Origin of the sequence: Dyadobacter psychrotolerans, from assembly GCF_004349265.1 — a bacterium.
In the GTDB taxonomy this organism is placed as follows: Bacteria; Bacteroidota; Bacteroidia; order Cytophagales; family Spirosomataceae; genus Dyadobacter; species Dyadobacter psychrotolerans.
The window spans coordinates 168095-180534 of the sequence record NZ_SMFL01000001.1 but is presented as its reverse complement, the minus strand read 5'-3'; the positions used below and the strand labels follow the sequence as shown (position 1 = coordinate 180534).

Below are 12440 nucleotides of genomic sequence, written 5' to 3'. Positions count from 1 at the left end.
CAAGATCATTTCATGTTTGCATTTCGAAAAAACCTTTTCATGTTGCTTCCAATGAAATATTTGCACGTTGGAAGGCGGCGCCCTGCTCCACACTTATTGGCACCGATCAGTAAAATCTGCAAGTATTTAACATGCTTGTGTAACAAACTACCAGATTTAACCTGTCACCTTTACAGCCATATTTATACGAAAAGTAAGAGATGAATTCTTATAGGCTCTCAATTGTTGCGAAAAATGTCTTTTTAGTTTTTGCCTTCCTTGTTTTACAATCGTGTGATTCGCAGAAATATAATTTTGCTATTTCACAAGTTGTTCCAGCGGCAGAAGGGTCTGTCGAGGTAAGGCAAGATGACAACAATAATTATGAAATTGACCTGGAAGTCACTCGTCTGGCAGGCCCAGAAAGGCTTAGCCCGGCAAAAAAGCTGTACATCGTTTGGGTGCAGACAGAGAAAAACGGGGATAAAAATATTGGCCAGTTGAAAACAGCCTCCGGCTTTTTATCAAAGACACTAAAAAGCTCATTGAAAACGGTGACGTCTTTTAAACCTACCGGCTTTCTGATTTCTGCTGAGAACGATGCGGGCGTTCTGCATCCGGGTGAGCAGGTGGTGCTCAGGACAGCCATGGAGTGAGTACGTCCGACGGAATGACGAATATTTGATGATTCACAATTTAAAACAACTCAATCTTTATGGAAAACAGCAACAGTAATACGGCAAAAGGTAAATGGTTCAAGGGCCTTTCAAGCATCTCAATGGTATTTTTATTGGCAGTGTCAATCAGTTGTGGTACCAAGGATAAGGAAGAAGAGAAGACTGGCGAGACAACGATGAATGATGCTACGGATGTAAAAGAAGATAATAGTAAGGTAGCTGAGTACGTAACTTTTATAGGAAACGATCAAAATAAAATGGCGCTTGATCATGCATATACCAATGAAGCGCTTTTGAAATTGACTTCGGCGGTCGATGCGATGGCCAGTGAAGTCAATTTTGACATCAAAGCAGATCTGGATAAAGCCAGACAGTGTGCTAATAAGATCACCGAGAACCCTTTTGAAACTTCACATGCTGATGAAATAAGAAAGGCCGCAGAGATATTGTCAGGCTCATTGCAGAACATGCAGGTGGCAAAATATCCAGGATTGTCAAATGAGGCGGAAGAAGTCAAAAGCGCCGCGATGGCTATTGACCCAAAGACGTTGACCCTTGACCAGAAAGATGCAGTAAAAGCTTTTTTTGCCAAATGCTCGGACCTTCTTGAAAAAATGAACTAAGGGGTTGACAGTTAAATAGTCCATTTATTTATTCCGACACATACTGGCTGTATTACGTAAGATCCTGGAAGGGTGAGCGCATCCATAAATATGTTAACCATGAAACGATATTCAGGATTCTTGCTGTCGGCCCTGCTTGTTACCTTGCAGGCATCGGCAGCTGGTTGTGAAAATAAGGAAAGCCCTGCAACTGGTGTTTCAGGCATTACCCAAATTATTTCGCAAGATACGCTTCGAATCGACCGGTCAAAGGGAACCGTCAGCTTTGTTGCAGCTGCCAAAGCTGCTATGCCTGCGGTGGTCCATATCAAGATCCGCTTTAATTCAATGGCAGGGTATGGAGCATCAGGTTCGGGTGTGATTATCAGCGAGGATGGGTATATCGCGACCAATAACCACGTTGTCGAAAAGGCCGAGCAAATTGATGTTACCTTGCCCGACAAGCGCACATTCAGAGCAAAACTGATTGGACGTGACCCGAATACAGATTTGGCACTCATTAAAGTTGAAGCCAGAAATCTTCCTGTTGTAAAAATTGGGGATTCAGATGCGGTTCAAATCGGTGAATGGGTGCTTGCAATCGGTTTTCCACTTTCATTAAATACAACCGTTACGGCTGGCATTGTAAGTGCCAAAGCAAGAAGCATCGGGATCATCAACCGGAATGGACAGAGTAATCCAGCTGATAACCAACAGCCGATGGGCAGTACCGCAGTAGAATCCTTTATTCAGACCGATGCAGCTATAAATCCAGGCAATAGTGGCGGTGCACTGGTCAATGCAGATGGAGAGCTCATTGGTATCAATTCGGCTATTGCATCCCAAACCGGCAGTTACGCAGGTTATGCGTTTGCTATTCCGGTAAACCTTGCAAAAAAGATTTTAGAGGATTTAAAGGCATTTGGATCAGTCAAGCGTGGTGTACTTGGCGTTTCATTTCCTGCCCCATCTGCCGAAGACCAGTATATAATCCAGCAGGGCCTTAATCCTGCTAATATAAAAGGGGTTTATTTAACCGGGGTGCAGCCTGAAAGTGCCGCTTCGGCGGCAGGTTTACGGGAAGGGGATATTATTCAAAGTATAGATGGTATTTCATTAAACTCTTCAACAGAATTTTCAGAGCGCATAGCCAGGCATAAACCAGATGATGTCATTAAGCTGGGTTATCTTCGAAAGGGTAAAACAGGGAATTTGTCGGTTACCCTAAAAGGGGAAGGGGCCGAAAAGTCCGCTCCCAAATTGAACCGGCCGCTGGAATTACGTAGTAAACTTGGAGCTACCTTTGCCCCGCTTACCGAGGAAATCAAACAAAGGTTTAGTTTGAATGCAGGGGTACAGGTAACGAATGTGCGGAACGGTGGTTTTTTTGACCAGATCGGTATACCTTCGGGAACCGTAATTGCCTTCATAAACGGGCAGTCAATCAATAATCCCGGTGATATCGATGACGCTCTTATATCTGCACAAAACGGAATAATCAGAATCTTTGCGATCGCTCCTGATGGTTCAAAGGTCGTTTTCGATTTTTCGCTGGGCACTTAAAGGTTATAACTCTCTTCACTTCACAGTTGTAAGCATCATAGCATCTAGCATAAATAACCACAGATTTTTAGGATGTCAAACTTATGCAGGCACTTGGCTGAAACTTTGACAAAATTTCAAATCTATTATCATGGTTTTTGAAGGCAGTACCCCGGCTTGGTTTGGTCATTTTGATTGTCATCATTGGTATCCTTGTCGCGGGATGGCTTACATCGTTATTTGAAAAAAAGCTCATGAAAAAGTCGAAGTACCAGTTAATGAGCAGTCTTCAGGCAAAGGCTATTAAATTGATCCTGATTATGTATGTGATCTTGCTGTCAGTTCATGCAGCTGGCCTAAGCGGGATAGCATGGGCAAGTACGGCAACTTGCCCATGCGCCGGCGATTGTGCTGGGTTTTACGTTTAAAGATATTGCTGAAAACTTTCTGGCAGGTATTATACTTGCATTTAACCGTCCGCTCGATGTGGACGAACTGTGCAGATCGGGAGCGTATTTGGGAAATTAAAATCGATGCAGTTCAGATACACGAAGATCTCCACTTTCGTTGGCAGAAATGTCTATATATCCGATACCGATTTTGAAAAAGCCTGTATTTAGTTATACCGAAGACGGGTTTTTTCTATCTGATTTTATCGCGGGTATCTTTTACCAAAACGATATCGAGAAAGCCAGGGCATACCGGGAGATGGCTGCTTAGCCGTGGCCTGAATAACCAGTACTATTTCAAACATTTGGCAATAATCGGTGGTAAGTCAACAGATGCCTTTATGTCATACTCAGACATTGTTGACTATCCTTTGAGTCAATACTTGGCAGGCCTTAATTATTGAGCATGCTCATTTTGGTAAGTAAGATAGTTTATCACTGCCCTTATGCCAAAAATATCCATGATACACTTTTGAGCAGAAATCCTTTCTTTTTGTAAATGAACACTTCCTTCTAAAAATACGAGGCGCTCTGATACACGAACCCGTATTTTTTCACAGTTGATGAATGCATTGGCCTGAAGGGCATTTAAAACTTTTTGTTTCAGGTTTTTGTCAGTTTCAAGTCTGGCAGCATCGGAATCAAAGTCCGGCTCCCAGGATTGTTGAACTTCTGCGGATTTTTTCATGATTCGAATTTCTAGAGTGAATGATAGTAAAGTTTTGCTGGGGGGTGCCTGGTATTGTCAATGGAATAGGGATGTATAAAACTTGGTGGAATCTGCAATCAGGCAAGCTCCGTATTCTTTTTAAGCAATGCAGTAACGACAAATGTTCTTTCTGCCTTTCTGGCTTCTTTAAGTTGCTTTTTACTTCCAAGGCAAATAGCTTGTTTTCTTTGCTCAATTTCATTTTTGCGATGTGCAGGAAATCCTCTTAGAGCTTCTTCGCAGCTTTGCGGATGGCATTCTCCTGTTTTGTGGTTTCCTCGTTGTTCTCATCAATTTTCAAGTTTGCATTCAGGGCCTGGATGATTTCAGTGACGCGCTGTTGTTTTTCTGGTTTCATAGTGTTTTTGTAGATTAAGAGAACCCAATGACATGGGACTCTTTTTACAAAGGTCTGGTTATTACAGGTTTTAATCTTACATAACAGGCAGAAGAACTTACATATTTTACGTATTTTCCAGATTACCGCTTCGTTTCATTTTAATCTTTTTGAAGTAAGACGGGGACAAGCCGGTGATTTTTTTAAATTGGTTCGACAAGTGAGAAACGCTGCTGTAATGTAGTTTATATGCGATTTCTGTTAGGTTAAGGTCATCATAAAGTAATAATTCTTTGACCTTTTCAATTTTGTGAAGAATGATAAACTGTTGAATGTTTACCCCCTTTACTTCGGAAAAAGTATTGGAAAGGTATGTATAGTCATAACCTAGTTTGTCACTGATGTAATTTGAATAATTTGTTACAGGCAATTCTTCGGCGTAATGGACCATTTCTATGATAACAGCCTTGATTTTTTCGATCAGAATGCTTTTTTTGTCATCAAGTAATTCAAGTCCTGATTTAAGGAGGCTTTTCTTCAGTTCGTCATGCTGCTGCTGCGTAATGTTTTCGAGTATTTCAACAGTTCCCAGATCAACGATTACATAGTGAAGTCCTAATTTGATCAATTCATCTTTCACCAGTATTTTGCAGCGCAGACTGACCATGTATTTGATGTAGAGTATCATAGTGATGGGTGAAGGTAATTTTCATTAGAAATAGGATTGCCTATTAATTACTAATCTGTGATTAATGCAACTAATGAAAATTCATGTATAACATTTACCAGTGTAAATCCGGTAAGCTTTGCAATCCTGATATACCAGCCTCTATAACCGTGCCAATCGCGACTATTAAATTATCATGTAATTGTTTTTATTTCAGTGTATTAATAATATTCAAGGCAGGCAATCGCGTGATAGCATAGTGGGGCAAAAGGGCTTACTTTATCTTATAAGTGTAGGGGCAAAATCTATTTCATCAATAACTAAAATTACCAGATGAAAAAATTATTATTTGTTGTAACGATGTGTTTAGTAGGCACATATTCTTTTGGCCAGACATTCAGTTTTGGCCCTAAGGCGGGTATTAATGTCAGCAATTACTCGGGCGGTGATATTAATTCAGATGCGAAAGTGGGTTACCACCTGGGCGGAATGCTTAATTTCGGTTTCTGCAAAATTTTCTGTATCCAGCCCGAGGTACTTTTTTCAACCCAGGGGGCTAAAGTTGAAAATGCTGGAAGCAAGAAGGATTTTAAAATCAACTATCTAAACATTCCCATCATGGTAAAATTCAGGATCGCCAACAGATTTTACATCGAAGCGGGTCCTCAGACCGGTTTCAGGTTATCTGAAAATATTCCCGACCAAACCATCAATAGCTTTGCGACGAAGCTGGATCTATCTGCTGGTGCCGGGCTTGGATACCAGTCAGATGCCGGGATTGGGGTAGGGCTCCGCTACTTGGCGGGATTGTCGAAGGTAGGGGACTTTTCCGGAATGGAAATAAGTCCTGATTTCAAAAACAGCGTTGTTCAGGCAAGCGTGTTCTGGATGATCCCGATTATTAAAAAGTAGATGTTTATATTGATTTTTTAAACAGGATGCACAGCATGCCTGAATATGATTTTACCGGCTGAATGGAAAGCCATTATTAACCCCTTATGTTGAGCCTTTTAAGTATTTCCTCGGAATTCGCCTCGGTAGATATACCATAACCTGTTACAAGTATTCCTTTAACCCCATAATATGATTCTATCGCATAAACAGCCGCTTCATCCTCCGCATCAGAATTGCCTTCATACCGGTATACATCCACTATGATAAAGTCATCGGCTTTGATCTTTCCCTGTGGATGAGCCAGACAATTGTCTTTCAAATTGAAGTCTGTTGTAAAACCCAGTTTGCGGAGTTTTTCAATAGCGACGCTGATCGTATCATATTGTTCTTTCATTTGAGTTTTTTTACCGGAAATTCTGCATCCGTGTATTTTGGCAATTTGCCCCACGACAATACCCACGGCACCCACGGCACCCGCTGCGCCGGATACCACAACGGTTTCGCCGGATTTTGGTTTTTCAATTTGCATAAGGGCAGTGTCAGTGGTAAGGCATGTCATACCGAGCACAACCAGATAATAACTTGAAGGAGCCACGGCTGCGTCGATTTGGTGGATGTCTTTTTCACTTGCCATCCAATTTTCTCTCCAGGGCACAGATCCTAAAACGTAATCGCCTGCTGTAAATGAGTCAGACCTGCTTTTCGGTTACCTTTGCGATGACTTCACCGGTTAGGTTCGTTCAGTTGAAAAGGTGGCGTGTAAGATTTGGCATCATTCATTCTGCCCCGCATGTAGGGATCAACAGAATAATACATTCCTTTGACCAGTATTTCTCCTTGTTTCAATTCGGCCAGATCAGCATTTTCAAACCTGAAGTTTTCCTGAGTAGGTGTGCCCACCGGCCTTGATGCGAGTACGATTTGTCTGGTTGTCATAAATTTGAAAAAAGTAGTATAGAAGGCACTTGATGCCTCCTATACTGGTTATTTTTTTAGATGTTCAAACGAATCTAAGATTAAAAGAAATTAAAAAGGATCATCCAGTTCACTGATTCTGATGAGTTTTTTGTTGACAAATTCGTCGATCCCAAGTTCGGATAACTCACGACCATATCCGGATCCTTTTGTTCCTCCGAAAGGCAGATCTGCCTGGGTCCATGTTGGATGGTTGATAAATACCATGCCGGTATCAATCTTATCGGCAAGTAACTTGCCACGTTCGATATCCTGCGTAAATATGGATCCACCCAGCCCAAAGGGAGAATCATTGGCCAGATCAATCGCTGCCTGATCATCTTTTACGCGGTAAAATGACGCTACCGGGCCGAACAGCTCTTCATAATAAGCTGGAATTCCCGGATGCAGATCCGTCAGGATGGTCGGTTCCATGAAGGCGCCTGGTCTGTCGGGACGTTTCCCGCCCAGCAGCACTGTTGCTCCGGCATCCACAGATCTTTGTACCTGGTCGGCCAGGTCAACAGCGGCTTCTTCACTACTCAGCGGCCCCAGTTGGGTTGCTGCATCCATCGGATCTCCCATCACAAGAGCTGCCATTTTATCCTTGAATTTTGTGATAAATTCGTCTGCAATTGATTCGATCGCTATAAAACGTTTGGAAGCTACGCAGCATTCGCCGTTATTATTGATCCGCCCTACAACTGCCCATTCAACTGCTTTATCCATATCGGCATCTTCCAAAATGATAAAGGCATCGCTTCCACCCAGTTCCAGAACCGATTTTTTAAGGTTTTTCCCCGCTTCGGATGCCACACTCGCACCAGCCGCTTCACTTCCTGTCAGAGAAACGCCCTTAATACGTGTATCTGATACCAGCCCGGATGCCCGTTTACCGGAAATCAACAGGTTCGTGTAAATTCCTTTTGGCGCACCTGCTTCTTTAAAAAGATCTTCGATGGCGATGGCGCACTGCGGTACAATGGAGGCATGTTTTACAAGCACCGTATTGCCAACCATGATATTGGGTGCGGCAAAGCGGGCAACTTGGTAAAATGGAAAATTCCAGGGTTCAACACCCAATAGAACACCGATGGGGCTATAACGGATAAATGCTTTTCCATATTCAGGAGCCAGCGGTTTGTCGGCCAGGAACTTTGCACCGTGATCGGCGTAATAATCAAGAATATCAGCGCTCAAAGTAATCTCACCTTCTGCCTGCGCGATGAGTTTGCCCATTTCCATGGTAATGAGCCCGGCCAGATACTGTTTTTGGTCCCGCATCAGTGTGGCTACTTTGTGGAGCAAATCTGCACGCTTTTCGTAGCTGGTTTTTTTCCATTCAGTAAAAGCGGAGGTAGCGTTGGAAATCGCTTCATCTACCTGAGAAACACTCATTTCTTCGAAAGATTTGAGGAGTTGGTTTGTATTGGCGTCAACAGTTTGAATCGCCATAATTGTTTTTAGTTTAATTTTAGTTGATTATTCATCAGGAAACCTATCAGTCAGGTTTATTTCCAGGCTGTGGCGCATAACTTTTATCAAATAGCAGAAAGAACAGAGTACCCGATCCCTCCTGCGACTCTACATGTACTTTCACATTATTTGAAGCAAGAATGTCGTAAGTTGAAGCCAGCCCGATACCCAAGCCGCCGGGCTTATTTGTATAATCGGTCTGAAAGATTTTTTTTAGATTTTTTTCGCTGATTCCACATCCGTTGTCCTCGATCTGAACAACATATTTTCCTGCGAAGGGCATGGCTACTACTTTTAATTCTCCGCGTTTCGGGGCCATGGCCTCAATGGCATTTACAACGATGTTGGTGAGGGCAATTTTCATTTTCAGGCGATTAAGAGCCACTATGTAGTCTGTGGGATCATATTCTTTACGCACCGCAACGTTTTTAAGCAAGATCCTGTCCTGTGCCATTTCGACAACTTCATCAAGAAGGTGATGAATTGACTGATTTGCGACCTGAGCTTCATTGCCGTTATGATTTTTGATAATTTGGTTAACCAGATCGTTAATCCTGTTTGTGCTGCGTCTGATGATATCCAAATAGATTTTTAGATCATCCTCCTTAGCCTCGGAGATTATCATTTCAAGAGACAAATTGATCGTAGACAACGGATTAAGTATCTCGTGTGCCAGTGTTGCTGTAAAATCACCAGGGACTGGCGTCTCTAATAGACGATGAAGTGAATTCATTTTTAAAGAATTTCTTTGTGGGTGGATCCTAACCTCAAAGTTGAATGGATTTCAAACGGAAAGTTTACATGCAGTAGTCAAATAGTTGCATAATTCACAGGTCAATTCTGTCGTGAAAGTGTGAAGGATGTAAGTTTTACAAAGAAATTCATAACTTTTTTTGATTTTCTGTGACCAGCTTTGCGTGAGGCTAAGTTACCTACCCATTTTGTATTCCGATTTTGGGGTCTTGACTATTAATTTTTTGTTTTAAATATAATTCAGCATCACAAATGGATCACAGCAAAATGAATCATAATCATAATCCTGAAATGGGCCATGCCGGGCATAATCATCAGGCGATGATCGACGATTTCAGGAAACGCTTTTATGTGGTGCTGGTTCTTACAGTTCCAATCATGCTGTTGTCTCCGATGATACAGCATTTCATTGGCGTTTCATGGCAGTTTCCGGGGTCAACTTATATCTTATTTGCCTTATCAACGGTTGTCTTTCTGTATGGTGGCTGGCCGTTTCTAACAGGATGGTTGCAGGAAATAAAAGAGAAAAATCCCGGAATGATGTTCCTGATCGGATTTGCTATCTCGGTTGCATACCTCTATAGTTCGGTAGTTGTCTTTGGACTTGCGGGAGTGGATTTTTTCTGGGAGCTAACAACGCTTATTCTCATTATGCTATTGGGCCACTGGATTGAAATGAAATCAGTGGCTGGCGCTTCAAAGGAGTTGGAATTACTGGTACAGCTTATGCCTGACGACGCTCACAAAGTCCAGGGAGACAAAGTTGAGGACGTGAAGACGAGTTTACTGGTCAAAGATGATGTTGTTCTGATAAAACCGGGAGAGAGAGTGGCGGCAGACGGAATAATACTGGAAGGGGAAGCTTATTTAAATGAATCAATGCTGACGGGGGAATCAAAACCGGTAGCCAGGCAAAAAGGGGCCAAGGTAATCGCTGGCTCGATAAACGGAAATAGCGCCTTTAAGATCACCGTATCCCACACAGCAAAGGATTCTTATCTTTCTCAGGTAATTAAGCTGGTTGACGATGCGCAAAGATCAAAATCACAAACCCAGCTACTGGCCGACACAGCAGCAAAATGGCTGACAGTAATTGCTTTGGTTTCCGGGATTTTGACTTTTGCCTACTGGTACATAACCGGGCAGTCGTTTGCATTTGCCATGGAAAGAATGGTAACGGTGATCGTGATATGTTGTCCTCACGCGCTTGGCCTGGCGGTTCCGCTAGTTGTTGCCAAATCAACAGCATTGTCTGCAAAGAACGGCCTGCTTATTAAAAACAGACAGGAATTTGAAAATTCAAGGAAAATCACGACGATTGTTTTTGATAAAACGGGAACCCTGACAATCGGAAAATTTGAGGTCTCTAAAACGGTATCTCTCAATAGCCATTACTCCGAAAATGAGATTATTCGTTTTTCGGCAGCTCTCGAACAGAATTCTCAGCATCCCATTGCAACTGGTATCCTTCAGAAGGCAAAAGATTTGTCGATTGCTCTTACGCCGGTTAAAGATTTTAATGCTCTTACCGGTAAAGGTGTAAAGGGAACCATTGAGGGGAAAGAAGTAATGATGGTTAGTCCGGGTTACCTGAAAGAAAATGATATTTCGATTCCGGAGGGTTTTGCTGCGAGCGACACAGAAACATTCGGCTTCCTGCTCATTGACAATGATTTGATTGGATACGTAGCTTTATCTGACGAAATACGTCCGGAATCATTCGATGCCATTCGGATTTTAAAGCAAAATAATATCAAGTCTATTTTACTTACAGGTGATAACAAAACGGTGGCTGCAAGTGTATGTAAGACATTGGAAATGGAAAGCTTCATTGCGGAGGTACTTCCTGAGCAGAAACTTCAAAAGATCAAAGAACTGCAAAATGCAGGAGAGTTTGTTGCCATGACAGGCGATGGGGTCAACGATGCTCCGGCACTTGCTCAGGCTGATATCGGGATCGCAGTAGGCAGCGGAAGTGATATTGCGGCTGAAACAGCAGGCATTGTTTTGGTTAACAGCAACCCGAAGGATATTGTCAATTTAGTATTATTTGGCAAAGCAACCCACAAAAAGATGATCCAGAATCTGATCTGGGCTACGGGCTACAATGTAATCGCATTGCCTCTCGCAGCCGGCGTATTATACAACCAGGGTATTCTGCTTAGTCCGGCAATTGGGGCCGTTCTAATGACGTGCAGTTCAGTGATTGTTGCCATTAATGCCAGCCTTTTGAAGGTGGATGCTACTGGGAAGGGGAATTGAATAGTTATTTAACACGTAGCTGTCAAATTTGCTCTGCCGATGTTGTATTTAATGTGTGATTGATACAACTCTTAGCGTGAAGGATGTAAGTTATCAGCCCTGAGTTTGATGACCTTTACTCAGTAATAATGCTATTGTAAATAAAACTCAGACACAATGAAAACCAACGAAGAATTGCAGAAAGATGTTCAGGATGCGATCAAATGGGAACCCCTATTGAAAGCGGCTGAAATAGGCGTTACCGCCAAAGATGGCGTGATCACACTTTCCGGCATAGTTGACAGTTATGCCAAGAAATCAGAAGCAGAAGCTGCCGCTAAAACAGTAGCAGGCGTCAAAGTTGTGGTTGAACAAATTGAGATCAAAACATACAGCGAGCTAAATCACCGTGATGATATCGATTTGGCCAATGAACTACTGAAAGTTTACAACTGGAACTGGGAAATCCCTAACGACCGAGTGAAGGTCAGAGTCGAAAACGGCTGGGTTACAATAGAAGGTGAAGTTCAGTGGAATTATCAAAGAGAGGCTGCCGAAAGAATTATCAATAAGCTTATCGGAATCAAAGGAGTGTCCAATAACATTACGATCAAATCTGAACCACACGATGAGATTGAAAAAATGGCTATTGAAAGTGCACTGGCTCGCAACTGGTCTATTAAAGAGCAGGATATCCATGTAAATGTTGCAAATAACAAAGTGATCCTGACCGGTACAGTTGGCTCCTGGTATGAAAAAGATGAAGCGGAGCGCCAGGCCTGGAAAGCACCTGGTGTTGAAATAGTCGACAATGATATTGTTGTTGCGTATGACTATTCTCTGGTAGATTAACCGCTGAAACGAGAAGGAAGACCCCCCTGCTTTCAAAGCTGAAAAAGTTAAACCAATTAATATAAGCTATTATGATGTACAATGGATATAGTTTCTGGGGAATGCACATGTTATGGTGGATTATCTGGATGGTCATGTTGTTTTGGATATTTGCTACACCTTACAATATTCCGGGTCAAAAAAGGACCGCCGGGTCTCCCCTTGATATATTGCAAAAAAGGTTTGCAGCTGGGAAAATTTCCAACGCGGAATATCAGGAAACGAAAGCTACCCTGACGAAGGACCTGGCCAAATAAAGTCTGATTTTA

At 42.5% G+C, this 12440-nt stretch carries 15 protein-coding genes and 1 pseudogene; 9 read left to right on the top strand and 7 right to left on the bottom strand.

All coding sequences use genetic code 11. From position 1 onward, the window contains the following. Nucleotides 1–200 precede the first annotated feature (200 nt). From E0F88_RS00835 to E0F88_RS34705, 5 genes and pseudogenes are all read left to right on the top strand, one after another. Complete coding sequence (locus E0F88_RS00835; protein WP_131955735.1) at nt 201–635, top strand: hypothetical protein; 435 nt, start codon at nt 201–203, stop codon at nt 633–635. Between the two features lie 59 nt (nt 636–694). Continuing rightward, nucleotides 695–1279, top strand: coding sequence for a hypothetical protein (locus E0F88_RS00830; protein WP_131955733.1), 585 nt, complete (start codon nt 695–697; stop codon nt 1277–1279). Between the two features lie 99 nt (nt 1280–1378). Then, the gene (locus E0F88_RS00825; RefSeq protein ID WP_131955731.1) at nt 1379–2821 is read left to right on the top strand and encodes a trypsin-like peptidase domain-containing protein; all 1443 of its coding nucleotides are present in this window, start codon (nt 1379–1381) and stop codon (nt 2819–2821) included. Nucleotides 2822–2934: 113 nt separating this feature from the next. Further along, a complete protein-coding gene (locus E0F88_RS34710; protein ID WP_131956782.1) occupies nt 2935–3228 on the top strand; it encodes a mechanosensitive ion channel family protein in 294 nt (97 codons plus the stop codon). A 66-nt stretch (nt 3229–3294) separates the two neighbouring features. Then, nucleotides 3295–3420 (top strand): annotated as a pseudogene (locus tag E0F88_RS34705) (mechanosensitive ion channel domain-containing protein); the annotation flags it as partial. A gap of 226 nt (nt 3421–3646) precedes the next feature. On the opposite strand, the gene E0F88_RS00810 reads toward E0F88_RS34705, so the two are convergent. The 3 genes from E0F88_RS00810 to E0F88_RS00805 all read right to left on the bottom strand — a co-directional run bounded on the left by E0F88_RS00810 (nt 3647) and on the right by E0F88_RS00805 (nt 4983). Next, entirely contained in the window at nt 3647–3937 is a 291-nt protein-coding gene (locus tag E0F88_RS00810) for a BON domain-containing protein (RefSeq protein WP_131955729.1), read from the bottom strand. Between the two features lie 247 nt (nt 3938–4184). After that, nucleotides 4185–4316 (bottom strand): hypothetical protein, encoded by a 132-nt coding sequence (locus tag E0F88_RS34500; protein ID WP_262709850.1) that lies wholly within the window; start codon nt 4314–4316, stop codon nt 4185–4187. A 106-nt stretch (nt 4317–4422) separates the two neighbouring features. After that, complete coding sequence (locus tag E0F88_RS00805; RefSeq protein ID WP_131955727.1) at nt 4423–4983, bottom strand: helix-turn-helix domain-containing protein; 561 nt, start codon at nt 4981–4983, stop codon at nt 4423–4425. A gap of 312 nt (nt 4984–5295) precedes the next feature. Between E0F88_RS00805 and E0F88_RS00800 the strand changes: the two genes are divergently transcribed. After that, complete coding sequence (locus E0F88_RS00800; RefSeq protein ID WP_131955725.1) at nt 5296–5874, top strand: porin family protein; 579 nt, start codon at nt 5296–5298, stop codon at nt 5872–5874. A gap of 76 nt (nt 5875–5950) precedes the next feature. On the opposite strand, the gene E0F88_RS34180 is transcribed toward E0F88_RS00800, so the two are convergent. The 4 genes from E0F88_RS34180 to E0F88_RS00780 all read right to left on the bottom strand — a co-directional run bounded on the left by E0F88_RS34180 (nt 5951) and on the right by E0F88_RS00780 (nt 9019). Beyond that, nucleotides 5951–6490, bottom strand: coding sequence for a hypothetical protein (locus tag E0F88_RS34180; protein ID WP_229213636.1), 540 nt, complete (start codon nt 6488–6490; stop codon nt 5951–5953). 89 nt (nt 6491–6579) lie between these two features. Next, nucleotides 6580–6792 (bottom strand): hypothetical protein, encoded by a 213-nt coding sequence (locus tag E0F88_RS33990; RefSeq protein WP_220466197.1) that lies wholly within the window; start codon nt 6790–6792, stop codon nt 6580–6582. Nucleotides 6793–6882: 90 nt separating this feature from the next. Continuing rightward, complete coding sequence (locus E0F88_RS00785) at nt 6883–8265, bottom strand: NAD-dependent succinate-semialdehyde dehydrogenase (RefSeq protein ID WP_131955723.1); 1383 nt, start codon at nt 8263–8265, stop codon at nt 6883–6885. Nucleotides 8266–8311: 46 nt separating this feature from the next. Continuing rightward, a complete protein-coding gene (locus E0F88_RS00780; RefSeq protein WP_131955721.1) occupies nt 8312–9019 on the bottom strand; it encodes an ATP-binding protein in 708 nt (235 codons plus the stop codon). A gap of 272 nt (nt 9020–9291) precedes the next feature. On the opposite strand from E0F88_RS00780, the gene E0F88_RS00775 reads away from it, so the two are divergent. The 3 genes from E0F88_RS00775 (at nt 9292) to E0F88_RS00765 (ending at nt 12428) form a co-directional block, all read left to right on the top strand. Continuing rightward, nucleotides 9292–11301 carry a copper-translocating P-type ATPase gene (locus E0F88_RS00775; RefSeq protein ID WP_181956065.1) on the top strand — a complete coding sequence of 670 codons (2010 nt, stop codon included), beginning with the start codon at nt 9292–9294 and terminating at the stop codon, nt 11299–11301. Between the two features lie 156 nt (nt 11302–11457). After that, nucleotides 11458–12132 (top strand): BON domain-containing protein, encoded by a 675-nt coding sequence (locus E0F88_RS00770; RefSeq protein WP_131955717.1) that lies wholly within the window; start codon nt 11458–11460, stop codon nt 12130–12132. Nucleotides 12133–12203: 71 nt separating this feature from the next. Then, nucleotides 12204–12428, top strand: a complete 225-nt coding sequence (locus E0F88_RS00765; RefSeq protein ID WP_131955715.1) for an SHOCT domain-containing protein — start codon at nt 12204–12206, stop codon at nt 12426–12428. Nucleotides 12429–12440 lie beyond the last annotated feature (12 nt).